We start from the raw sequence: 22,290 nt of genomic DNA on the forward strand, positions 1-22,290 counted from the left end.
GCGATCGGCCAATTACTGACCGGTTGGTCGGTAATGAGTCTGCCGCAGGGTGACGCGGGGCACAAGTGCGGCTTGACAGCGCTCGGCGGGAGGGGTTGGTTACTGACCGTCCGGTCGGTATTTGGGGACGACGCCCGCCGACCGCCCGGCGACGACGCTGCCGACGACGAGAGGCAGGCCATGACGGCTGCGACCAGCGAGAACAGCACCGCCGAGAGCTCCCGGCCGCTCGGCGAGGCGCCCCCGCCGGCCCTGCTCGACGACGCCGAGCGGCTCGGGGTCGACGAGCTGCGCGCCCTCCAGCTGGACCGCCTCCGGTGGACCCTGCGGCACGCCTACGAGAACGTGCCGCACTACCGCCGCGCCTTCGACGAGGCCGGCGTCCACCCCGACGACTGCCACGAGCTCGCCGACCTCGCGCGGTTCCCCACCACCAGCAAGGCCGACCTGCGGGACAACTACCCGTTCGGCATGTTCGCCGTCCCGCGCGAGCAGGTCCGCCGGGTGCACGCGTCGTCCGGCACCACCGGCAAGCCGACCGTCGTCGGCTACACCGAGCGGGACCTCGCCACCTGGGCGACGGTCATGGCGCGGTCGATCCGGGCGGCGGGCGGCCGCGCGGGCGACGTGCTGCACAACGCCTACGGCTACGGGCTGTTCACCGGCGGCCTCGGCGCCCACTACGGCGCCGAGGCGCTCGGCTGCACGGTCGTGCCGGTCTCGGGCGGCATGACGCCGCGGCAGGTGCAGCTGATCACCGACTTCGAGCCGCGGATCATCATGGTCACGCCGTCGTACATGCTCACCGTCCTCGACGAGTTCGAGAAGCAGGGCCTCGACCCGCGGGCGTCGAGCCTGCGGATCGGGATCTTCGGCGCCGAGCCGTGGACCGAGCAGATGCGCCGCGAGATGGAGGAGCGGGCCGGCATCCACGCCGTCGACATCTACGGGCTGTCGGAGGTGATGGGCCCGGGCGTGGCCCAGGAGTGCGTGGAGACCAAGGACGGCCTGCACGTCTGGGAGGACCACTTCTACCCGGAGGTCATCGACCCGATCACCGGCGAGGTGCTGCCCGAGGGCGAGCGCGGCGAGCTGGTGTTCACGTCGCTGACCAAGGAGGCCGTGCCGGTCGTCCGCTACCGCACCCGCGACCTCACCCGGCTGCTGCCGGGCACCGCGCGGCCGGGCATGCGGCGCATGGAGAAGGTCACCGGCCGCACCGACGACATGATCATCCTGCGCGGGGTCAACCTCTTCCCGACCCAGATCGAGGAGGTCGTGCTGCGCACGCCGGGGCTGTCGCCGCACTTCTCGCTGCTGCTCACCACGCGCGGCCGGATGGACCACCTCACCGTGCAGGTCGAGGCCCGCCCGGACTGCCCGGCCGAGCGGCGGGCGCCGGCGGCCGACGAGGTGGCGACGGGGGTCAAGGACACCGTGGGGACGACGGTCGAGGTCGTCGTCGTGGACCCCGAGACGCTGCCGCGGTCGGTGGGGAAGCTGCAGCGGCTGGTCGACCGGCGGGACCGCGGATGACGGCGACCGCACCGGCCCGCCGCGGGCGGCCGGGCCACTCGCTGGACTCGCTGCTCGAGGTCGCCGTCGCCGCGTTCAACGAGCGCGGCTACGACGCCACGAGCATGGACGAGCTCGCCGCGCGGCTGGGCGTCACCAAGTCGGCGATCTACCACCACGTGCCCAGCAAGGTGGAACTGCTGCGGCTCGCGCTGGACCGCGCGCTGGACGGCCTGTTCGCCGTCACCGAGGAGCCCGGCGCCACCACGGGCCGGGCGATCGACCGGCTGGAGCACGTCGTCCGCGGCTCGGTGCGCGTGCTCGTCGACGAGCTGCCGTTCGTCACCCTGCTGCTGCGGGTGCGCGGCAACTCCGACGTCGAGCAGGCCGCGCTGGCCCGCCGCCGCGAGTTCGACCGCATCGCCACCGAGCTCGTGGCGGCCGCGGAGGAGGAGGGCGACGTCCGCCCCGACGTCGACCCCGCCGTCACCAGCCGGCTGCTGTTCGGCACCGTCAACTCGCTCACCGAGTGGTACCGCCCCGACCGCGGGCTCGACGCCGACGCCCTCGCCGACGCCCTCGTCGCCACCACCTTCGACGGCCTGCGCACCCGCTGACCCCGAGGGGCTTCCGGTACCGGAAGCCCGGGAGGAGGAGCACCTCGTGACCGCACCCCCGCTCGAGAGCCCCCTGCTCGAGAGCCGCCTGCTCGAGAGCTACGCCGCCGGCCGCTGGTACGCCGCGCCCGACGACGGCACCCCGATCGCCGACGCCGTGACCGGCGAGACCGTCGCGCGGATCAGCAGCACCGGCCTGGACGTCGGCGCGATGCTCGAGCACGCCCGCACCGTCGGCGGCCCGGCGCTGCGCGAGCTGACCTTCCACCAGCGGGCCGCCCTGCTCAAGCAGCTGGGCCTGCGGCTCATGGCCGGCAAGGACGCCTTCCACGCGCTCTCCCGCCGCACCGGCGCCACCGACCGCGACAGCGCCGTCGACGTCGACGGCGGGTTCGGCACCCTGCTGTCCTACGCCAGCAAGGGTCGCCGCGAGCTGCCCGACGACACCGTCGTCCTCGACGGCCCGGTCGAGCCGCTGGGCAAGCGCGGCACCTTCGTCGGCCAGCACCTCTACACCCCGCTGCGCGGCGTCGCGGTGCAGGTCAACGCCTTCAACTTCCCGGTCTGGGGGTTCCTGGAGAAGTTCGCGCCCGCGTTCCTCGCCGGCGTCCCGACGATCGTCAAGCCCGCCAGCCAGACCGCGTACCTCACCGAGGCCGTGGTGCGCGAGATCGTCGACTCCGGCCTGCTGCCCGAGGGCTCGCTGCAGCTGCTGGCCGGCAGCCCGGCCGGCCTGCTCGACGGGCTGGCCGGGCAGGACCTGGTGTTCTTCACCGGCTCGGCGGCGACCGCGCGCAAGCTGCGCAGCCACCCCGCGGTGGTGGCGAACTCGGTGCGGTTCAACGCCGAGGCCGACTCGCTCAACTGCGCCGTCCTCGGCCCCGACGCGACGCCGGGCACGCCCGAGTTCGACCTCTACGTCGACCAGCTGGTCACCGAGATGACCGTCAAGGCCGGGCAGAAGTGCACCGCGATCCGGCGGGCGTTCGTGCCGCGCGAGCTGGTGGACGACGTCGTCGAGGCCACCCGCGAGAAGCTGGCGCGGGTGGTCGTCGGCGCGCCGGGCGCCGAGGGCGTGACCATGGGCGCGCTGGCGAGCCTCGACCAGCGCGAGGAGGTGCTGCGCTCGCTCAAGGCCCTGCGCGGCGTCGCCGAGCTCGTCGCCGGCGACCCCGAGCACTTCGACGTCGTCGGCGCCGACCGCGACCGCGGCGCGTTCCTGCCGCCGCTGCTGCTGCGCTGCGACGACCTCGGCGCGGCCGAGCCGCACGACGTCGAGGCGTTCGGCCCGGTGAGCACGGTGCTGCCCTACGACGGCGTGGCCCACGCGGTGGAGCTGGCCGCCCGCGGGCAGGGCAGCCTGGTCGGCTCCGTGGTCACCCACGACCCGGGGTTCGCCCGGGAGTTCGTGCTCGGCGCCGCGCACGCGCACGGCCGCATCCTGGTGCTCGACCGGGACGACGCGAAGGAGAGCACCGGCCACGGCTCGCCGCTGCCGGTGCTCGTGCACGGTGGCCCCGGCCGCGCCGGCGGCGGCGAGGAGCTCGGCGGCGTCCGCGGCGTGCTGCACCACATGCAGCGCACCGCCGTGCAGGCCTCGCCCGACCAGCTCACCGCCATCGGCGGCCGCTGGGTCACCGGCGCGAAGCGCACCGACGACGGCGTCCACCCGTTCCGCAAGTCGCTGGCCGAGCTGCGCATCGGCGACTCGGTCACCGCCGGGCCGCGGACCGTCACCCTCGAGGACGTCGAGCACTTCGCGGAGTTCACCGGCGACACCTTCTACGCCCACACGGACGAGGAGGCCGCCCGCGCCAACCCGCTCTTCGGCGGCCGGGTGGCGCACGGCTACCTGATCGTCTCGTGGGCGGCGGGGCTGTTCGTCGACCCGGCGCCCGGGCCGGTGCTGGCCAACTACGGCGTCGACGACCTGCGCTTCCTCACGCCGGTCAAGCCGGGGGAGGAGCTCACGGTCACCCTCACCTGCAAGCAGATCAGCCCGCGCGGCGGCGCCGACCACGGCGAGGTCCGCTGGGACGCCGTCGTCGTGAACGGCGAGGGCAGGCCGGTGGCCACCTACGACGTCCTCACGATGGTGGCGAAGACCTGGCCGCCGGTCAGCTGAGCGCGCTGCGCACGAACGCCCAGACGTGCTTGCGGCGGCCGGCCTCGTCCCACCAGCCGTGCGCGGCGCTCAGGCGGGCGACGAGGTAGAGCCCGAGGCCGCCGTGCGCCGGGTCGCGGCCGACCGCCGGCGTCGGGCTGCGCTCGGCGGCGGCGTCGGTGACGTCGACGAGCCAGCCGTCGTCGTCCTGGCTCACGGTCACCCGCACCGGCGGCCGGCCGTGCCGGAGCCCGTTCGAGGCGAGCTCCTCGAACGTGAGCAGCAGGCGGTCGACGTCGCCCTCCCCGGCCGCCGCCGGGGGCGTGCGGCGCAGCACCTCCCGGTGCAGCCGCCCGCGGCCGATCGTGAGGTCGGCGGGGGTCGCCACCTCGCCGGTGAAGATCACCGTGCGCAGGCGCGGCGGTCGCGCCCGCCGCCACAGCGGCCGGCTCACGAGCCCGTGGCCCGGTCCGACGGGACCTCGTCGGGCACGCGGTTCGGTCCGGCCTCGGCCGGCCGGGGCCGGTCCTGGCGGTGCAGCCGGACGGCGACCAGCGCGACGTCGTCGTCGGGGCGGCCGTGCACGAGCCGGTCGAGCACGGCGTCGCAGAGCTCCCCGAGGGGCAGGTGCGCCAGCTCGCTCAGCGCGGCCCGCAGCTGGGCCAGCCCGCTGTCGAGGTCGGCGTCGCGCCGCTCGACGAGGCCGTCGGTGTAGAGCAGCACGGTCGCGTCGCGGTCCAGGCTGACGACCGACTCGGTGCGCGGCACGTCCGGGTCGACACCCAGCAGCCGCTCGGCGGGGACTGTCGCCAGGACGGTGACCTCCCCGGCGGGCGTCACCACGAACGGCGGCGGGTGGCCGGCGTTGGCCCACCGCATCCGGGTGACCCCGCGGGCGAGCTCGTCGGGCGTCTGCTCGAAGCGGGCGACCGCCGCGGTGGCCAGCGTGCGCACCTGGAGCAGGGACATGGAGCTGTCGAGCTTGCGCAGCAGGTCGGCCGGGCCGGCGTCGCTGCTGGTGGCGATCCCGCGCAGGAGGCTGCGCAGCTGGCCCATGGTCGCCGCGGCGGCGGTGTCGTGGCCGGCGACGTCCCCGATCACCAGCATCGTGGCGCCGTCGGACTGCAGGAACGCGTCGTACCAGTCGCCGCCGACGGCGGCCGCCTCGGCGGCGGGCAGGTAGCGGACGACGATCTCGGCGTGGTCGGGCTCGGGCGGCGCGGTGAGCATCGACCGCTGCAGCTGCAGGGCCAGCTGCTGCTGCTGGCCGTAGAGGCGGGCGTTGTCCAGCGCCAGGCCGGTGCGGTCGGCGACGTCCTGCGCCGTGGCCAGGTCGCCGTCGGCGGGCCGGCGGCCCTTCTCGTAGAGGAGGCTGAGCAGGCCCAGCGTGCGGCCCCGGCCGCGCAGCGGCAGCGCGACGGCCGAGGTCGGCCCCAGCTCGGTGAGCAGTTCCCGGGCCTCGCCCTCCGGGGTCAGCCGGAGCGCCTCCTCGCCGGTGACGTCGATCGCCTCGCCGGTCTCGAACGACCGCGCGACGGGCGCGATGGTGGGCAGCGCCTCCAGGCGGGCGCGGCCGTAGCGGGCCAGCAGGGACCGCGCGTTCGGGTCGCGGTGCCAGGTGCCGACCGCGCGCGGGTGGCCGTGCCCGTCGAGGACGCTGACGATGCAGGCGTCGGCCAGGGTGGGCACCGTCAGCCGGGGGATCCGGCGGGTGGCGACGTCGGCGGTGAGCGAGGCCGCCAGCTCGCTGCTGACCTGCGCCAGCAGCGCCAGCCGGGCGCCGGCCCGCTGGGCCTCCACCTCGGCGCGGCGGCGGTCGGTGACCTCGAGGAAGTAGACCGACAGGCCCTCCGGGCTGGGCCAGGCGCGCAGCTCGTACCAGCCGTCGAGCGGGGGCGGGTAGTAGGCGTCGAAGGTCACCGGCTGCTGCGAGGCCACGGCCCGGCGGTAGCTCTCCTCGAAGATCGAGCCCTGGGCCGCGGGGAAGGCCTCCCAGATGACCGCGCCGAGCAGCTCGTCGCGGCCGCGCCCGAGCAGCCGCTCGGCCTCGGCGTTGACGTAGGTGAAGCGCCACTCCCCGTCCAGCGAGTAGAAGCCGGCCGGCATCGCCTCGAGGACGCGGGCGACCCGCAGGTCGCCGCCGCGCTGCTCGGTGACGTCCGAGGCGACGCCGAGCAGCCGGCCGGCCGTCCCGCCCTCGTCGCAGAGCGCCCGGCCCCGGGCGGACACCCAGCGGGTCCCGCCGTCGGGCAGGACGACCCGGTAGACGGCGTCGAAGTCCCCGCACGTGCGGATGGCCGACTGCAGGGCGGCCGACACGTCGGGGAGGTCGTCGGGGTGGACGCGGGCGTTGAAGCCCTCGATGCTGCGGTCGAACCCCTCGTCGGGGCCGTAGCCGAAGATCTGCAGCAGGCGCTCGTCCCAGTCGAGCTCGCCGGTGACGAGGTCCCAGTCGAAGGTGCCGGTGCCGGCGGCCTCCAGCGCGAGCTCCCCCCGCAACCGGGCCGCGAGGTCGTCGAGGCGGAACTCGCCGTTGCCGGGTGCGCCCGGCCCGCGGGCCGCCGTCCTGTCCCCGGCCCTCGCGCTCGTGCTCTCGTCCACTCCAACCCTTCTGCACCCGGCCGCGGCCGGCGGTCACGCGCCCGTCGGCCTCCCGAGTATCCACGCCGGGTGCCGCGCATGCCGTTACCCGTCGGGCGGCCGGGGTAGGGCCGGGGAACCGCACACCGCGAACCCTGGGGGGGACGAGATGACCGGCACCGACAACCACTGGGTGGCGCAGGCGGTCCACGACCTGGGCTCCGCGCTCTGGCTCGGGGGATCGGTCATGGGCATCGCGGGGGTGAACAAGTCGGGCAGCGAGCTCACCCAGGGCATCGACCGCATCCGGGTGGCGAGCTCCGCGTGGACCCGCTTCGCCCCGGCCCAGTGGGCCGGCATCGCCGGCACGCTGCTCGCCGGGCTGCGGTTGACGCAGGTCGGCGGTCGGCGGCTGGCGCTGCAGAAGGGCTTCGGGACCGTCGGTGCCGTCAAGGCCGGGCTGGCGGTCGCCGGCGCCGGCGCCACCGCCTACGCCGCGTACACCGGCAGCCGGATCGGCGCGCTGGCCGAGGAGGCGCAGCGCCAGGGGACGCCGCTGGAGGTCAAGGACGCCACCCTGCCGGCACCGGGCACGCCCGAGGAGATCCGCACGTGGCAGCGCCGGCAGCGGCTGACGCAGTTCGCCGTGCCGGTGCTCGCGGGGGCGAACGTGGTGTGCAACTCCTGGCTCGTGCAGTCCTACCGGGCCGGCTCGACGCTCAAGGGCGTGGTCGGGCGCCTGCTGCCCGACTGAGCCGGCGGGCGCCGGACCGTCTTGATCCGGCGCCCCGCGGGTGGGTGGATGGCGGGGACCACATGCGTGCTCCCGCAGGAGGCCGCCGCGTGACGACCACCCCGACCGCCGAGCGTCCCGCCACCTTCGCCGCGCCGCGGATCGAGGCCGAGCAGCGCCCCGACGGCCGGCTGCTCGTCCGCTCGACCCAACTGCTGGGCGAGCACCCGGTCAGCGTCGTCCACTCCTTCCGCGCGCACAGCGAGGCGCACCCCGACCGGCTCCTGGTGGCCGAGCGCGGGCCCGACGGCGAGTGGGCGAGCTGGACGTGGGGCGAGGTGCGGGTCCTCGCCGACCGGCTGGCCCAGGGGTTCCTCGACCGTGGGCTGACCGGCCGGCCGGTGATGGTGCTCTCCGGCAACTCTCGGCTGCACCTGGCCGTCACCCTGGCCGCGCTGACCGTGGGCGTGCCGGTGGTGCCGACGAGCGTGGCCTACTCGCTGCAGAGCGCCGACCACGCCGAGCTGCGGGCGATGGCCGACCTGGTCGACCCCGGGCTGGTCGTGGCCGAGGACGCCTCCTTCGCCGCCGCGGTGGCGGCCGTGGGGCAGGGGCGGCAGGTGCTCAGCCGCGACGGCGTGCTCACCCCCGAGACGTTCGGCGCCGACCCGACCGCCGAGGTGGACCGGCGCTGCGCCGCGCTGGAGGGGACCGACGTCGCCAAGATCCTCTTCACCTCCGGCTCCACCGGGGCGCCGAAGGGCGTGGTCAACACGCACGGCATGCTCGCGGCCAACCAGCAGCAGATGCGCCAGGTGTGGCCGTTCCTCGACGAGGAGCCCCCGGTGCTGCTCGACTGGCTGCCCTGGTCGCACACCTTCGGCGGCAACCACGACCTGAACATGGTGCTGACCCACGGCGGGTCGCTGTGGATCGACGACGGCCGCCCGGCGCCGCCGCTGATCGGCCGCACCGCGCGCAACCTGGTCGACGTCCGGCCGACGCTGTACTTCAACGTCCCCGCCGGCTACGCCGCGCTGCTGCCGCTGCTGGAGGACGACGCCGACCTGGCCCGGGCGTTCCTCGCCCGGCTGCGCCTGGGCTTCTTCGCCGCCGCGGCGCTGCCGCAGCAGCTGTGGGACCGGCTCGAGGCGCTCAGCACCCGGCACGGTGGCTCCATGCGGATGACGACCTCGTGGGGGCTGACCGAGACCGCCCCGGCGGCGACGAGCGCACACTTCCCGATCACCCGCAGCGACGTGCTGGGCGTGCCGCTGCCCGGGGTGGAGGTGGCGCTGGTCCCGGTGGGGGAGAAGCGGGAGATCCGGGTGAGGGGCCCGAACGTCACGCCCGGCTACCACCGCGCCCCCGACCTCACGGCGGCGGCGTTCGACGAGGAGGGATACCTGCGCACCGGCGACGCCGGAGCGCTCGCCGACCCGGACGACCCGGCCGCCGGGCTGCTGTTCCGCGGGCGCATCGCCGAGGACTTCAAGCTGTCCACCGGCACCTTCGTCAGCGTCGGCACGCTGCGGCCGAAGCTGCTCTCGGCGTCGCGGGGGCTGCTGGCCGACGCGGTGCTCTGCGGTCAGGACGGCGACTTCGTCGGCGCGCTGGTGTGGCTGGCCCCGGCGCACGCCGGCCGGGTGGGGGAGGACGGCGTGCCGGAGGAGCCCCTGCGTGCCGAGCTGGCGGCGACGCTCCAGCGGCTGGCCGACGAGGGCGGCGGCTCCTCGCAGTCCGTGGAACGGCTGCTCGTGCTCACCGAACCCGCCCAGCTCGACGCCGGGGAGGTCACCGACAAGGGCTACGTCAACCAGGCCGCCGTCCGCGACCGCCGCGCCGGCCTGGTCGCGCTGCTCACCGCCGACCCGCCGCCCCCGCGGGTGGTCGTCCGCTGAGGCCCGTCAGGCGCCCTCGACCAGCGGCCCCTCGCCGCGGGTGAGCGCGAGCAGCAGCGTGCGGGTGGCGGCCAGCTCCTCGCGGCTGAGCGGCCCCTCGAACAGCGGGGCGATCGAGGCGCCGTCGCAGGCACGCAGCACGACGGTCACGCGCTGGGGATCGACGCCGTCCTCGGCCAGGGTGTCGTTCCAGCGGCGGTAGCGCTCCTGCGACCGGCGGGCGGCCTCGGGGAACGAGCCGAGCGTGGCCATGAGCGTGGCCAGCTCGACGGCGTCCTGGCCCCGCTCGAGGTCGTCGAAGGTCGCGTGCACGTAGGCGCGCAGCCGCCGCCCGGGGGCGTCGTCGTCGGGGTCCACGTGGTCCTCGACGGCGCGCGAGAACTGCTCGAACAGGTCGTCGGCGAGCGCGGCGAGCAGCTCGTCCTTGCTGCGGTAGTGGTGCATGAGGCCGCCCTTGGAGACCCCGGCCTCCCGGGCGACCGCGTCGAGGCTGACGCCGGCGCCGTGGACGACCACCGACCGCGCGGCGGCGTCGAGCAGCGCGCGGCGCGTGCGCGCCGCGTCCCGCACCGGTCCTGGCACGGCCCACCTCCCTCCCGCAGGGTATGTCGCTCGCTAACAAACCGTCTGGTCGGTACGCTACCCGCCATGAGCACCGCCGCCCGCCCGGCCGAGGCCCCCCTCCTCCCCGAGGAGGAGCCCCGCCCGGCGGGTCCGCGCGAGTGGGCGGCGCTGGCCGTGCTCGTCCTCGCCGTGGTGCTGCTGTCGGTCGACGGGACGGTGCTGGCGCTCGCGGTGCCGGCGCTGACCGCCGACCTGCGGCCCACCGCCGGCGAGCTGCTGTGGATCGGCGACGTCTACGGTTTCGCGCTGGCCGGGCTGCTGGTGCTCATGGGCGGGCTGGCCGACCGGTTCGGCCGCAAGCGGGTGCTGCTCGTCGGCACGGCGGCGTTCGGCCTGGCCTCGGCGGTCGCGGCGTTCGCGCCGGACCCGGCCACGCTCATCGCCGCCCGGGCCACGCTCGGCGTCGCCGGCGCCACCCTCATGCCCTCCACGCTGTCGCTGATCCGCAACCTGTTCCCGGTCGCGCGTCAGCGGACCCGGGCCATCGCGCTGTGGAGCGCGGCGGCCTCCGGCGGCGCGGTGCTGGGCCCGCTGGTCGGCGGCGTGCTGCTCGAGCACTTCTGGTGGGGATCGGTCTTCCTCGTCAACCTGCCCGTGGTGGCCGTGCTGCTCGTCGGCGGCTGGCTCCTGCTGCCCGAGTCGCGCGACCCGCGGCCGGGCCGGCTCGACGTCCTCGGCGCCGTGCAGTCGGTGGTCGCCGTCCTGGCCGTGGTGTACGCGGTCAAGGAGCTGGTCGGGCACGGCCCGACGCCGGTCGCGGGGGCGACCGCGTCCGTCGGGGTGCTGACGGCGGTGCTGTTCGTGCGGCGGCAGCGGCGGATCCCGTCGCCGCTGGTCGACCTCCGGCTGTTCGCCAACCGCGCCTTCTCCGGCGCGCTGGCCAGCCAGCTGATCGCGCTGGTCGCGCTCATGGGGCTGCTGTTCTTCTTCTCCCAGTACCTGCAGCTGGTGCGCGGGCACACCGCCCTCGAGGCGGGGCTGCGCGAGCTGCCGCTCACCCTGGCCTCGCTCGCCGTCCTCGTGGTGGTCGGCCCGCTGGTCGCTCGCGCCGGGCTGGGCCGCGCGATCGGCCTGGGCCTCGGCCTGTCGGCGGCCGGCATGCTGGCCCTGGCCGGCGCCGAGGCGCTGCCGGGCTACGCCTGGCTGGCCGCGGCGCTCGTGGTGCTCGGTACCGGGTTCGGGCTGGCGTTCACGCTGAGCACCGACGCCGCCGTCGGCGCGGTCGAGCCGCACCGAGCGGGCACCGCCTCGGCGCTGTCCGAGACCTCCTACGAGCTCGGCGCCGCGCTCGGGATCGCGCTGCTGGGCTCGCTGCAGACCGTGCTCTACCGGGCGCACCTGCCCGAGGACCTCGGCGCCGCGGCGCGGGAGTCGCTGGCCCGCGCCGGCGAGGTGCTGGACGAGGCGGCGCTGACCACCGCCCGCGAGTCGTTCACCTGGGCCATGCAGGTCACCTCGGTCGGCGCCGCGGCGCTGCTGGCGGTCGCGGCCGCGACGGCGTGGCGGGTGATCCCCTCGGTGCGGAGCCGCGCGCGGCACCCGGCCTGATCAGGCCACCGGCAGGCGGGCCCGCAGGCCGGTGAGCAGGGCGCCGAGGCCCAGGTCGAACGCCTCGTCGGCGCGCGCCCGCCCCCGAGGGCCGGTGCGCACGGCCTCCTCCAGCGCGGGCAGGTCGCCGTCCTCGCTGCGCCACACGTCGTCCGGGGCGACGAGGTCGAGCGCGGCGCCGAGCGCGTAGCTGTCGAGCACGCCGAGCCAGAGGACGACCTCGGCGGACGGGACGCCGGCGTCGCGCAGGAGGGCCGCGACCCGGTCGTAGCCGAGGAGCACCGAGCGCGCCGTCATCGTGTGCTCGTTGAGCAGCGGGATCAGGTTCGGGTGGGTGGCCAGCGCCCGGCGGTAGGAGTGCATCCACGCGGCGAGCTGCCCGCTCCAGTCGGTGCCGTCCAGGGGCACGGGGGTCATGGTCTCGGCGACGACCCGCTCGCGCAGGAGCTCCACGATCGCCGCCCGGCCGCTGACGTGGTGGTACACCGACGACGCGCTCGTCCCGAGCCGGCCGGCCAGCTCCGCCATGGTGAGCCGTCCGGACTCGTCGATGCAGGCGAGCGCGGCGTCGAGGATCGTCTCGACGTCGAGCAGGCGCTTCCGTCGCTGAACCATGCCTACTCCACGGATTCCTTCGCGTTCTCGTTCCAGATGAGCGGAAACGCTTGACCGGTGTGGCGTGCCTCACCCATGCTAACCGAACGTCGTTCGGTTAAGGATCCCGAGGCCCCGAGAGGACCCCGTCGTGACCGCCTCCTCCGCACCACCTCCCGCCCCCCAGGACGCCGGCGAGGGTCACCTCAAGCGCGGCGTCCTGGGCACCGGCAGCCTGGTCTTCATGGTCGTCGCGGCCGCCGCGCCGCTGACCGTCATGGCCGGCGTCGCCCCGCTGGCGATCCTGGTCGGCGGCGTCGGCGCGCCGGTCGGCTACCTGGCCGCGGGCCTCGTGCTCACCGTGTTCGCGGTCGCCTTCACCCGGATGACCAAGCACGTCGGCAGCGCCGGCGCCTTCTACGCCTACATCGCCAGGGGGCTCGGCCGGGCATGGGGGCTGGCCGCCGCGCTGCTGGCCCTGCTCGCCTACAACGCCCTGCAGATCGGCGTGTACGGCCTGTTCGCCGCCCAGACGGCCGCGACGCTGGAGGACGTCTTCGGGGTGAGCGTGCCGTGGCCGGTCATCGCGCTCGTCGCGGTCGCGCTGGTCCTGCTCGTCGGCTGGCTGGGCATCGACGTCGGCGCCAAGGTGCTCGGCGTCCTGCTCGTCCTCGAGTCCGGGATCCTGCTGCTCATGGCGATCGGCGTCCTCGCCGACGGCGGCGCCTCGGGGCTGGACGGCGCCTCGTTCACCGCCGACGCGGTGTTCGGCCCCGGGATGGGCGGCGTGCTGGCGTTCTGCTTCGCCGCCTTCATGGGCTTCGAGTCGACCGTCCTCTACCGCCGCGAGGCGCGCGACCCCGAGCGGACGATCCCGCGCGCCACCTACGCCGCGGTGGGGTTCATGGCGGTCTTCTACTGCTTCATCGTCTGGTCGGTCATCCAGGCCTTCGGCAGCGACCGGGCGGTCGAGGCGGCCGGCGGCGACATCGCGGGCATGTTCTTCACGGTCATCGAGACCTACGTCGGGCCGTGGGCCAGCACGCTCATGCACCTGCTGGTGATCAGCAGCGTCTACGCCTCGCAGATCGCCTTCCACAACGCGATCAACCGTTACACCTACGCGCTGGCGCAGGACGGCGTCCTGCCGGCCTGGGTCGGGAAGGTGCACCCCCGCTTCGGCTCGCCGTACCGCGCCGGGATCGCGCAGACCGTGCTCGCGGTCGTCGTGATCGCCGTCTTCGCCCTGGTCGGCGCCGACCCGTACACCGGCCTGCTGCTGTGGGTGAACACCCCGGGCGTCGTCGGCATCCTGGTGCTGCAGACGCTCACCGCGATCGCCACCGTCGTCTACTTCACCCGCCGCAACCCGGCGGCGAGCACCCCGCTCGCGCTCGCCGCGGGCGTGGCGTCGTCCGTGCTGCTCGCCGTGGCCACCTACGTCCTGGTCCGCAACGTCGACCTGCTCACCGGCGCGCCGGCGGCGGTCAACGTGCTGCTGGTCAGCATCGTCCCGCTCACCCTGCTGGTCGGCGCCGGGTTGGCGTGGTGGCTGCGCGGCCGGCGGCCGGACGTCTACGCCGGCATCGGTGCCGGCGAGGACGCCGAGCAGGCCGCACCGGTGCGCGAGGGGGCCGCCGCGTGACCGCCGACCTGGTCGTCTGCGCGGACACCGTCCACACCCTCACCGAGGGCGCCCGGCCCGTGCAGGCGGTGGCGATCGCCGACGGCGTCGTCGTCGCCACCGGCAGCCGGGACGACGTCCGCGACTGGCGCGGCCCGCGCACCGAGGTGCTCGATCTCGGCGACGCCGTCCTCACCCCCGGGCTGACCGACGGCCACATGCACCCGGTCATGGGCCTGCAGCTGACCGCGGACGTCGACCTCTCCGGGGCCCGCTCCCTCGACGAGGTGCACGCCCTGCTGGCCGCCGCGGCCGAGGGGCGCGGCCCGGAGGAGTGGGTGCAGGGCTGGGGCCTGGACCCCAACGTGTTCGCCGGGCGGCCGGTCACCGACGAGCCGATCGAGGCGGCGGTCGGCGGGCGCCCGGCGTTCGTCCGGCTCTTCGACGCGCACTCGGCCCTCGCCACCGGACGCGCGCTCGCGATCGCCGGGGTCGACGGGCCGCGGTCGTTCGCCCAGCGCTCGAGCGTGGTCTGCGACGACGCCGGCCGCCCGACGGGGCTGCTGCTGGAGTCGGCCGCCATGGAGCTGGTCCAGGAGGTGATCCCGCTCGACCCGGTGCCGGTGCGCGCCGCCCAGCTGCGCGCGCTGCTCGCCGGGATGGCCGCCACCGGGCTCACCGGGGGGCACGTGATGGACCTGCTCGGCGACAGCCGCGCCGTGGTGGAGGCCGCCGAGGACGCCGGGGAGCTGCCGCTGCGGCTGCGGTTCGCCCCCTGGTGCGTGCCCGGGGCGGACGCCGACGCGCTCGCCGAGCTGGTCGACCTGCAGGGCCGCGGCGGCCGGCGCTGGTCGATCGGCGGCGTGAAGTTCATGGTCGACGGCACCATCGACAACGGCACCGCGTGGCTGGAGCACCCCGACGCCCTCGGGGAGTCGACCGCGAGCTTCTGGCCCGACCCCGAGGCGTACACCGCCGCCGTCCGGGCGCTGGCCGCGGCCGGCGTGCCCACCGCGACGCACGCCATCGGCGACGCCGCCGTCCGGCACGCCCTCGACGCGCTCGACGGGCTGCCGCGCGGGTCGGCGCCGCACCGGGTCGAGCACATCGAGACGCTGCCGACCCCGCTGATCGGCCGGTTCCTCCGGCAGGGCGTGGTGGCCAGCATGCAGCCGACCCACTGCACGCACTTCACCCGCGCCGACCACACCGACAACTGGTCGGCCCGGCTCGGCGACGAGCGGGCCGCCCGCGCCTGGCGCTGCCGCGACCTGCGCGACGCCGGGGTGCCGCTGGTGCTCGGCTCCGACTGGCCGGTCGCGCCGTACGACCCGCGCCGGGTGCTGGCCGACGCGCAGCTGCGCCGGCCGGCGGGGGAGCCCGACGTCCCGCCGGTGCAGCCGCACCAGGGGCTGACGGCGCTGATGGCGCTGCAGGGCTACACGAGCCAGGCGGCCGACGTGGCGGCCGAGCCCGCGGGCCGGATCGCGGGAGGCCGGCGGGCCGACCTCACCGCGTTCGCCGTCGACCCGCTGCGCGCCGACCCCGACGAGCTGGCCGACGCGCCGATCGCGCTGACCGTCGTCGACGGCGCGGTGGTGCACCGGGGAGCGGCCGTCGACGGGTGAGGCGGCGAGGGCGTCAGCGCCCGGGGGGGGGGGGGGGGGGGGGGGGGGGGGGGGGGGCCGCCCCCCCCCCCCCCCCCCCCCCCCCCCCCCCCCCCCCCCCCCCCCCCCCCACCCCCCCCCCCCCCCCCCCCCCCCCCCCCCCCCCCCCCCCCCCCCCCCCCCCGCCCCCCCCCCCCCCCCCCCCCGGGTTGGGGCCCAGCGCGGGCGCGCCCGCGCGGACCGGCTCCGCGGCCACCAGCCGGTAGACCGGCGCGGCCCCCTCGTACGGCGCGGCGTGGGGGAGGTGTCCGCGCGCTGCCACGCCTGCGATGGAAGCACGGCGGCCCGACACTGCTGCGCACCTCTGTGACGGGTGTGGCGGCTGAGGCGCCCCCGCGGAAGGTCACGTCCCGGTCTCGGGGTCACCCGTCGGACCCCGCGGACGGCGTGCGCGCCGGTGTCTGCAGCGACGGGAGGGGCGGCGTGCGCGAGCGTCGCGGCGTTCGTCGCCCAGCGGTCGCCGGCGCTCCCGCGGCGCCACCGGCAGGCAGGACGTGCGCGTGGGTGTCGTGCCCGACGACGCCCCCGACGACGTCGAGGTGGCGTTCGCACCGCTGACGACCGAGGACGGCGTCGACCTCACCACCGTCGGGACGGGCGAGGAGGACGTGCTGGTCCGGGTCGAGGTGCAGCGCGCCGGGCCGCTCGTGGCCACCGCGCCGGCCGAGGGGTTCGACTCCTCGCGGCTCGCCGACCGGGGATCAGGCCCGCAGCGTGCCGGTGAGCCCCGCCTCGAGCATCAGGTCGGCGGCCGTGGTCAGCCAGCCGGCGACGAGGAGCAGCGGGAAGGCCGCCTCCACGTCCAGGGACGCCGTCCCGGCGGACAGCCCCGCCTGGGCCACCGCCCTGCACGCCATGGTGTTCACGCTCCTAGCGTCGGCAGCCGGCGCGTGGACCTGAAGGGCTCGTGACGAACGTTTCCACGCCGGTAACACGGTCAGCCGGGCCAGCCGACGACCCGCAGGTCGACGCGGCCGCCGGGCGCGGGCACCCCCTCCGCCGCCAGCAGCTCGAGCTGCCGGGCGCGGACGGGCTCGGCGGCGGTGCCGTCGGCGCGCAGCACGCGCCACCACGGCACCGCCCCACCGCCGCCCGACAGCGCCCGCGCCACCCGGCGGGGGCCGACGCCGACCAGCCGGCCGATCGCGCCGTAGGTGCTCACGCGGCCGGGCGGGATCCGCTCGACGACGTCGAACACCGCCTCGTCGACGTCCCGCGGGTCGATGCCACCCGGGCCGATGCCACCCGGGTCGGGGTCCCGCGGGCCCGCGTCCGGCCCGGCCGCGTCCACCGCCGCTACAGCGGCCGGCGGCCGAACCGGGCGAGCAGGCGCTGCTGCGGCGACGCGGTGGCGGAGACGTCCAGCGGCGGGTCGAACAGGCCCGGGACGCCGTCCTCCGGGATCGCCTCGCCGATCAGCAGCGCGGCGGTGACCAGCTGGCCGTCGAGCTCGGTGTCGCCGTCCGTGGCCCGCGCCAGGTCCCAGGAGTGCACGGTCAGGTCGGCGATCAGCTCGAGGATGTACTGCGTCGCCGGCGTCGGTCCCCGCTCGAGGTGGACGGTGCGCACCAGGGCGTCGTCCTCGGCGAACGCGGACAGGGCGTTGTCGGCCGCCGACTCCCAGCCGGTCATCGGGTCGTCGCCGAGCAGGTCGGTCGTGGCGTCGGGGAAGCGGCCCTCGGCGTACGGCTCACCGGCGACCAGCGGCGGCACCCAGAGCATCTCGGTCACCATGTGCGCGACGAGGTCGGACACGGTCCACTCCGGCAGCGCCTCGTCCTCCCACTGGTCGGGGTCGACGGCGTCGACGCGGTCGGTGAACGACGCCTGGGCGCGCTGGAACAGTTCGAGCAGCTCGGTGGGTGCGATCTCGGCCATGGGCGTCAGTACACAACGCGAGGGTCCGGCCCGCCCCCTGGGGGAGGCGGGCCGGACCCTCGCGTCCGCTCAGTAGGTGGGGAGCGTCTTGTCGATGCGCGTCGCCCAGGCGGTCACGCCGCCCTGCACGTGGACGGCGTCCTTGAAGCCGGCGTTCTTCACCGCGGCGAGCACCTCGGCGGAGCGCACGCCGGTCTTGCAGTGCAGCACGATCGGCTTGTCGTTGGGCAGCCGCGAGAGCGCCCGGCCGGAGAGGATCTCGTCCTTGGGGATGAGCGTCGCGCCCGGGATGGACACGATCTCGTACTCGTTCTTCTCCCGGACGTCGATCAGCTCGAAGTCCTTGCCGGCGTCCATCATGTCCTTGAGCTCGTCGACGGTGATCGTCGAGCCGGCGGCGGCCTCCTGGGCCTCCACCGAGACGACGCCGCAGAAGTTCTCGTAGTCGATGAGGCCGGTGATCGGCTCCGCCTCGGGGTCCTTGCGCACCTTGATGGTGCGGAAGGTCATCTCCAGGGCGTCGTACACCATGAGGCGGCCGAGCAGGCTCTCACCGGTGCCGGTGATCAGCTTGATCGCCTCGGTGGCCTGGATGGAACCGATCGTGGCGCACAGCACGCCGAGCACGCCGCCCTCGGCGCAGCTCGGGACCATGCCGGGCGGCGGCGGCACCGGGTAGAGGTCGCGGTAGTTGGGCCCGTGCTCGTCCCAGAAGACCGACACCTGGCCGTCGAAGCGGTAGATCGAGCCCCAGACGTACGGCTTGCCCAGCAGCACGCAGGCGTCGTTGACCAGGTAGCGGGTGGCGAAGTTGTCGGTGCCGTCGACGATGAGGTCGTACTGGCTGAAGATCTCCAGCACGTTCTCGTTGTCCAGCCGGGTCTCGTGCAGGCGGACGTCGACGTAGGGGTTGATCTCGCGGATCGAGTCGGCGGCGCTCTGCGCCTTCGACCGGCCGACGTCGGACTTGCCGTGGATGATCTGGCGCTGCAGGTTCGACTCGTCGACGACGTCGAACTCGACGATGCCGAGCGTGCCGACACCGGCCGCGGCCAGGTACATCAGCACCGGGGAGCCGAGCCCACCCGCGCCCACGGCGAGCACCTTGGCGTTCTTCAGGCGCTTCTGCCCGTCCATCCCGACGTCCGGGATGATCAGGTGGCGGCTGTACCGGCGGACCTCGTCGATCGACAGATCGGCGGCGGGCTCCACCAGGGGTGGCAGGGACACGATGGCTCCTCCAGCGTTCGCGGACAGCGGCGCGGGGCCGCGTGCTCGTGCGCATAACAGCGTGGCACGGCTGCCTGTTCCCCCCGCGCCCGCGTGGTGGAGGTCTCAGCCGCGCAGGTCCCGGCGCGCGTACCCGACCAGGCCGACGCCGGCCAGCAGCAGCGCGGCGGCGCACGTGCCCGCGGCGCCGGCGAAGTCCGCCGGGACGGCCGGCACCGACGCCAGGTGGGCGAACGGCGACCACCACCGGACGGCGTCCGGCCAGTCGGACGTGTCGGCCAGCACGAGCAGCAGGTAGCCACCGGCCGCGGGCAGCACCCCGATCGGCAGCACGGCCGCCGGCGCCCAGCCCAGCGCGGCCAGTCCCGCACCGAGGCAGAGCAGGGCCACGGGGACGACGTTGAGCGCACCGGCCAGGGCGCTGCCCACGCCCAGCCCGGCCCCGACCGCGGCCGCGCCGGCGGACGTGGCGAGGCCGGCGACCGCGGCGAGCAGGACGGCGCCGAGCGCGACCGCCGCGGCCTCGATGACCGCCCACCGCGTGCGCGTCACGGGACGGCTGTAGAGCAGCGCCAGCCGACCGGCGGTCTCGTCGTGCGCGGTGGCCGCCACCCGCGCCGCGGCGAAGGCGCCGACCGGGACGGCCAGCAGCGAGAACAGCGCCGAGGCGTAACCCTCCACCGAGCCGAGCTGCGGGAACCCCGCCTGGGCGGCCAGGCGGGCGAACACCGGGTTCTCGCGGAGGAAGTCGACCATCGCCTCCGCCAGGACGCCGATGAGCACGAAGTACGCCGCCACGCCGGCGCCCCAGCCGAGCAGCGCCCGGCGGGTGCGGTGCACGGCGAGGCCGGGCAGCGAGCGCAGCAGCCGGCTCGGCGCGGCGACGTGGTCACGGCCGCGCAGCCGACCGCTGCCGACGTCCCGCCGGTCGACCAGGTGCACCGCGGCGAGGGCGACCAGCGCCGCCGACCCGGCGAGGACGGCGAGGCCGGCGGGGTCGTCCTCGGCGAAAGGTGCCACCTCCTCGAGCAGCCCGAACGGCGTCAGCCAGCGGAGCCAGCGCAGCGCGGGGACGCCGTCGGCCACCATGCGCGCGAGCAGCCCGCCGAGCAGGACCGCCACCGCCAGACCGGAGGCCGACCGGCGGTCGGCGAACAACTGGGCGGTGAGGACCCCGAGCGCCGCGCCCGTCGTCCCGGACCCCACGACGACCGCGCCGAACAGCAGGGCACCCACCACGCCGGTGCCCGTGGCGAGGAGCCCGGCGGCCGCGGCCAGCCCCGGCGCGGCCGCCGCGCACAGCAGGACGACCAGCTGCCGGAGGACCAGCGTGCGCAGGGCGAGCCGACCGGCCAGCAGCAGATCAGCCCGGCCGGCCTCCTCCTCGCCCCTGGTGATCCGGGTGGCCGTGAGCGCGGCCCAGACCGCGACGAGGACGCACAGCATCGTGCCGGTCCGCCACACCGCGAACCCGCCGGCGTCGCCGAGGGCCACGGGCACGCCGAACAGCGTGCGGATCGCCGGATTGCCGGCCAGCGCGGCCAGGGAGTCTCCTGTGACGGCGCCGCCCAGCCCGCGGTACTGCACCACCACGACGGCGGGCAGCACCCCCGCGAGGACGGCGACGACCGCCGTCCCCCGGCGGACCTGGTGGGCGACCGACCGGGTGATCGGCCCACCGGGCGACCGGCGCCGCAGCGCCGTCACCGGCCGGGTGGCCGTCGCCGTCACGCCGGCGCCTCGCCGTAGTAGTCGAGGAAGATCTCCTCGAGCGACGGCTCGCGGACGTCGATGCGCGCCACGTCGGCCTCGCCGAGGGCGCGCAGCACCGCACCGGGCGGCCCGCTGAGCGACAGCGCCAGCCGGTGGGCGGAGATCCGGCGGAGGTCGGTCACCCCGGGCAGGTCGGCGAAGTGCGCCAGGCCGGCGACCGGCGTGGCAAGGTCCACCACGACCTCCGAACGGCGCAGCCGGCGCAGCTCGTCGAGCCCGGCGACCTCGGCGAGCCGGCCGCTGCGCACGATCGCCACGCGGGCGCAGACCGCCTCCACCTCGGCCAGGTGGTGCGAGCTGAGGAGGACCGTCTGGCCGCGCTCGGCCGCCTCCGCGATGCAGCGCCGGAACTCCCGCTCCATGAGCGGGTCGAGGCCGCTGGTCGGCTCGTCGAGGACGAGCAGCGGCGCCCGGGTGGCGAAGGCGGCGACGAGGGCCACCTTCTGCCGGTTGCCCGTGGAATAGGTGCGGGCGCGGCGCCCGGGGTCCAGGGCGAAGCGCTGCACCAGCTCGTCGCGGTAGGCGACATCGGTCCCCGGGCCGACGCCGGCCAGCAGCTCGAGGCACTCCTGCCCGGTCATCGCCGGCCAGAGCGCGACGTCGGCCGGCACGTAGGCCAACCGACCGTGGGCCCGCTCCACGTCGCCGGCCGGGACGCCGAAGACCCAGGCGCTGCCCCGGGTCGGGCGCAGCAGCCCCAGGAGCAGGCGGATCGTCGTCGACTTCCCGGCACCGTTGGGGCCGAGGAAGCCGAACACCTCACCCGGCGGGACGGTGAGCGACAGGTCGTCGAGCGCGACGGTCGCGCCGAAGTGCTTGGTCAGCCCCTCGGTGCGGAGCGCGGGGGTGGCGGCCACGGCGAGGCCCTCTCGATCGCAGTCGGACTCCGACTGCCGACCAGGCTTCCCGGCGCACCGGGGCCGACCCTAGCGCCGGACGTCCCGCGCGGACAGGGATCGGTGCCTCAGGGGTAGGGCCAGGCGTTGCGGACGCAGCCGTCGAGGCCGAGGGTCTGCTGCTGCATCACCGGGGCGACGGCGCCGGGGCCGGGGCACGCCTCGTGCCCGTGCCCGAGGGCGTGGCCGACCTCGTGGTTGACCACGTACTGCCGGTAGGTCGCGATGTCGCCCTCGTAGTGCGGGACGGCGGTGGCCCAGCGGGCGAGGTTGATGACCGCCCGCTCGCCGTAGCGGCAGGAGGTGTAGCCGCCGGTGCCGACGCCGGGGCAGTACCGCTCCATGTTCCCGGGGCTGACGAGGGTGACCTTGAACTCGTACCCGCCGGCCGCGGCCTCGGCGGCGCCGACGCGCTGGAAGGACATCCGCCCACCGCTGCCCCACGAGCGGGGGTCACCCAGCGTGGCCTCGACGGCCTGGGCGAACTGCAGGCCGTCGACGCCGATGCCGTCCTCGACCTCGACGACGAACCGGTGCAGCGGGCCCGTCCCGTGGACCGGCGAGGCGCCGTCGACGACGGTGACGGTGCCGGCGCCCTGCTCGACGTAGGTGGTGGCGGCCGGGGCGGCCGCGGTCTCGGCCGGGCCGGCGTCACCCGCGGCGGACGGCTCCCCCGCGACCGGGGGCGACGGCTCGGCCGCGGCGCTCGACGTCGGCGGCGCGGCGGAGGTCGAGGTGGCGGAGGTGGCGGTCGCCGCCGCGGTCGCCGCCGAGGAGGAGGACGGCGACGTCCCGGTCAGGACGATGTCGACCAGGGTGGCCAGCGTGGCGACGGTCAGCAGCGGGATGGCGTAGGCCCGCCACCCCCAGCGCCGGACGAAGGCGCGCACCCGGCCGGGAGGAGGCAGCTCGCGCCCGCCCACCGGTCCACGGGCGCGGGGCGGCGGGACCGGCCGCTCCGGCCGTGCGCCCGGACCGCCCGGGCGCGCGGCGCGCGGCGGGACGG

At 75.9% G+C, this 22,290-nt stretch carries 19 protein-coding genes; 8 read left to right on the forward strand and 11 right to left on the reverse strand.

Going from position 1 to position 22,290, the window contains the following annotated elements; translation table 11 throughout:
• The first annotated feature begins 180 nt into the window (after window positions 1–180).
• Genes paaK through paaZ form a run of 3 tightly spaced genes read left to right on the forward strand, consistent with a single transcriptional unit; the run spans window position 181 to window position 4,257 of the window.
• Window positions 181–1,536, forward strand: coding sequence for a phenylacetate--CoA ligase PaaK (gene paaK / locus ACI78S_RS18420; protein WP_456975982.1), 1,356 nt, complete (start codon window positions 181–183; stop codon window positions 1,534–1,536).
• On the forward strand, window positions 1,533–2,132 hold the full coding sequence (locus tag ACI78S_RS18425; protein WP_456975984.1) for a TetR family transcriptional regulator: 600 nt from the start codon (window positions 1,533–1,535) through the stop codon (window positions 2,130–2,132). Before paaK ends, ACI78S_RS18425 begins: the two co-directional genes overlap by 4 nt.
• 46 nt (window positions 2,133–2,178) lie before the next feature.
• On the forward strand, window positions 2,179–4,257 hold the full coding sequence (gene paaZ, locus ACI78S_RS18430; protein ID WP_456975986.1) for a phenylacetic acid degradation bifunctional protein PaaZ: 2,079 nt from the start codon (window positions 2,179–2,181) through the stop codon (window positions 4,255–4,257).
• Here paaZ and ACI78S_RS18435 read toward each other — a convergent pair.
• Entirely contained in the window at window positions 4,250–4,690 is a 441-nt protein-coding gene (locus ACI78S_RS18435) for an ATP-binding protein (RefSeq protein WP_456975988.1), read from the reverse strand. The genes paaZ and ACI78S_RS18435 overlap by 8 nt on opposite strands.
• Window positions 4,687–6,837, reverse strand: coding sequence for a SpoIIE family protein phosphatase (locus ACI78S_RS18440; RefSeq protein WP_456975990.1), 2,151 nt, complete (start codon window positions 6,835–6,837; stop codon window positions 4,687–4,689). Before ACI78S_RS18440 ends, ACI78S_RS18435 begins: the two co-directional genes overlap by 4 nt.
• 148 nt (window positions 6,838–6,985) lie before the next feature.
• Here ACI78S_RS18440 and ACI78S_RS18445 point away from each other — a divergent pair, with 148 nt between their 5' ends.
• Together ACI78S_RS18445 and ACI78S_RS18450 are read left to right on the forward strand one after the other, a co-directional pair.
• Window positions 6,986–7,570 carry a hypothetical protein gene (locus ACI78S_RS18445; RefSeq protein WP_456975992.1) on the forward strand — a complete coding sequence of 195 codons (585 nt, stop codon included), beginning with the start codon at window positions 6,986–6,988 and terminating at the stop codon, window positions 7,568–7,570.
• An 89-nt stretch (window positions 7,571–7,659) separates the two neighbouring features.
• A complete protein-coding gene (locus ACI78S_RS18450) occupies window positions 7,660–9,450 on the forward strand; it encodes a feruloyl-CoA synthase (protein ID WP_456975994.1) in 1,791 nt (596 codons plus the stop codon).
• 6 nt (window positions 9,451–9,456) lie between these two features.
• Here ACI78S_RS18450 and ACI78S_RS18455 read toward each other — a convergent pair whose 3' ends face one another.
• Window positions 9,457–10,032, reverse strand: a complete 576-nt coding sequence (locus ACI78S_RS18455; protein ID WP_456975996.1) for a TetR/AcrR family transcriptional regulator — start codon at window positions 10,030–10,032, stop codon at window positions 9,457–9,459.
• Window positions 10,033–10,098: 66 nt separating this feature from the next.
• On the opposite strand from ACI78S_RS18455, the gene ACI78S_RS18460 reads away from it, so the two are divergent.
• On the forward strand, window positions 10,099–11,622 hold the full coding sequence (locus tag ACI78S_RS18460; protein WP_456975998.1) for an MFS transporter: 1,524 nt from the start codon (window positions 10,099–10,101) through the stop codon (window positions 11,620–11,622).
• Here ACI78S_RS18460 and ACI78S_RS18465 read toward each other — a convergent pair whose 3' ends face one another.
• Window positions 11,623–12,237 carry a TetR/AcrR family transcriptional regulator gene (locus tag ACI78S_RS18465; RefSeq protein ID WP_456976000.1) on the reverse strand — a complete coding sequence of 205 codons (615 nt, stop codon included), beginning with the start codon at window positions 12,235–12,237 and terminating at the stop codon, window positions 11,623–11,625.
• Window positions 12,238–12,367: 130 nt separating this feature from the next.
• On the opposite strand from ACI78S_RS18465, the gene ACI78S_RS18470 reads away from it, so the two are divergent.
• Window positions 12,368–13,861, forward strand: coding sequence for an APC family permease (locus tag ACI78S_RS18470; RefSeq protein WP_456976002.1), 1,494 nt, complete (start codon window positions 12,368–12,370; stop codon window positions 13,859–13,861).
• Window positions 13,858–15,468 carry an amidohydrolase gene (locus tag ACI78S_RS18475; protein ID WP_456976004.1) on the forward strand — a complete coding sequence of 537 codons (1,611 nt, stop codon included), beginning with the start codon at window positions 13,858–13,860 and terminating at the stop codon, window positions 15,466–15,468. Before ACI78S_RS18470 ends, ACI78S_RS18475 begins: the two co-directional genes overlap by 4 nt.
• 740 nt (window positions 15,469–16,208) lie before the next feature.
• On the opposite strand, the gene ACI78S_RS18480 is transcribed toward ACI78S_RS18475, so the two are convergent.
• The 7 genes from ACI78S_RS18480 to ACI78S_RS18510 form a co-directional block, all read right to left on the reverse strand.
• Window positions 16,209–16,373 carry a hypothetical protein gene (locus ACI78S_RS18480; RefSeq protein WP_456976036.1) on the reverse strand — a complete coding sequence of 55 codons (165 nt, stop codon included), beginning with the start codon at window positions 16,371–16,373 and terminating at the stop codon, window positions 16,209–16,211.
• Window positions 16,374–16,444: 71 nt separating this feature from the next.
• Window positions 16,445–16,798 carry an MGMT family protein gene (locus ACI78S_RS18485; protein WP_456976006.1) on the reverse strand — a complete coding sequence of 118 codons (354 nt, stop codon included), beginning with the start codon at window positions 16,796–16,798 and terminating at the stop codon, window positions 16,445–16,447.
• Between the two features lie 5 nt (window positions 16,799–16,803).
• Window positions 16,804–17,385 (reverse strand): TIGR03086 family metal-binding protein, encoded by a 582-nt coding sequence (locus ACI78S_RS18490; protein ID WP_456976007.1) that lies wholly within the window; start codon window positions 17,383–17,385, stop codon window positions 16,804–16,806.
• 69 nt (window positions 17,386–17,454) lie between these two features.
• The gene (moeZ, locus tag ACI78S_RS18495) at window positions 17,455–18,615 is read right to left on the reverse strand and encodes an adenylyltransferase/sulfurtransferase MoeZ (protein ID WP_456976009.1); all 1,161 of its coding nucleotides are present in this window, start codon (window positions 18,613–18,615) and stop codon (window positions 17,455–17,457) included.
• Between the two features lie 105 nt (window positions 18,616–18,720).
• On the reverse strand, window positions 18,721–20,346 hold the full coding sequence (locus ACI78S_RS18500) for a hypothetical protein (RefSeq protein ID WP_456976011.1): 1,626 nt from the start codon (window positions 20,344–20,346) through the stop codon (window positions 18,721–18,723).
• Window positions 20,343–21,245 (reverse strand): ATP-binding cassette domain-containing protein, encoded by a 903-nt coding sequence (locus ACI78S_RS18505; protein WP_456976013.1) that lies wholly within the window; start codon window positions 21,243–21,245, stop codon window positions 20,343–20,345. Before ACI78S_RS18505 ends, ACI78S_RS18500 begins: the two co-directional genes overlap by 4 nt.
• A 107-nt stretch (window positions 21,246–21,352) precedes the next feature.
• Entirely contained in the window at window positions 21,353–22,207 is an 855-nt protein-coding gene (locus ACI78S_RS18510; RefSeq protein WP_456976014.1) for a DUF3152 domain-containing protein, read from the reverse strand.
• Window positions 22,208–22,290: the final 83 nt, after the last annotated feature.

The sequence above is a fragment of the Geodermatophilus sp. SYSU D00815 genome (genome assembly GCF_054050035.1).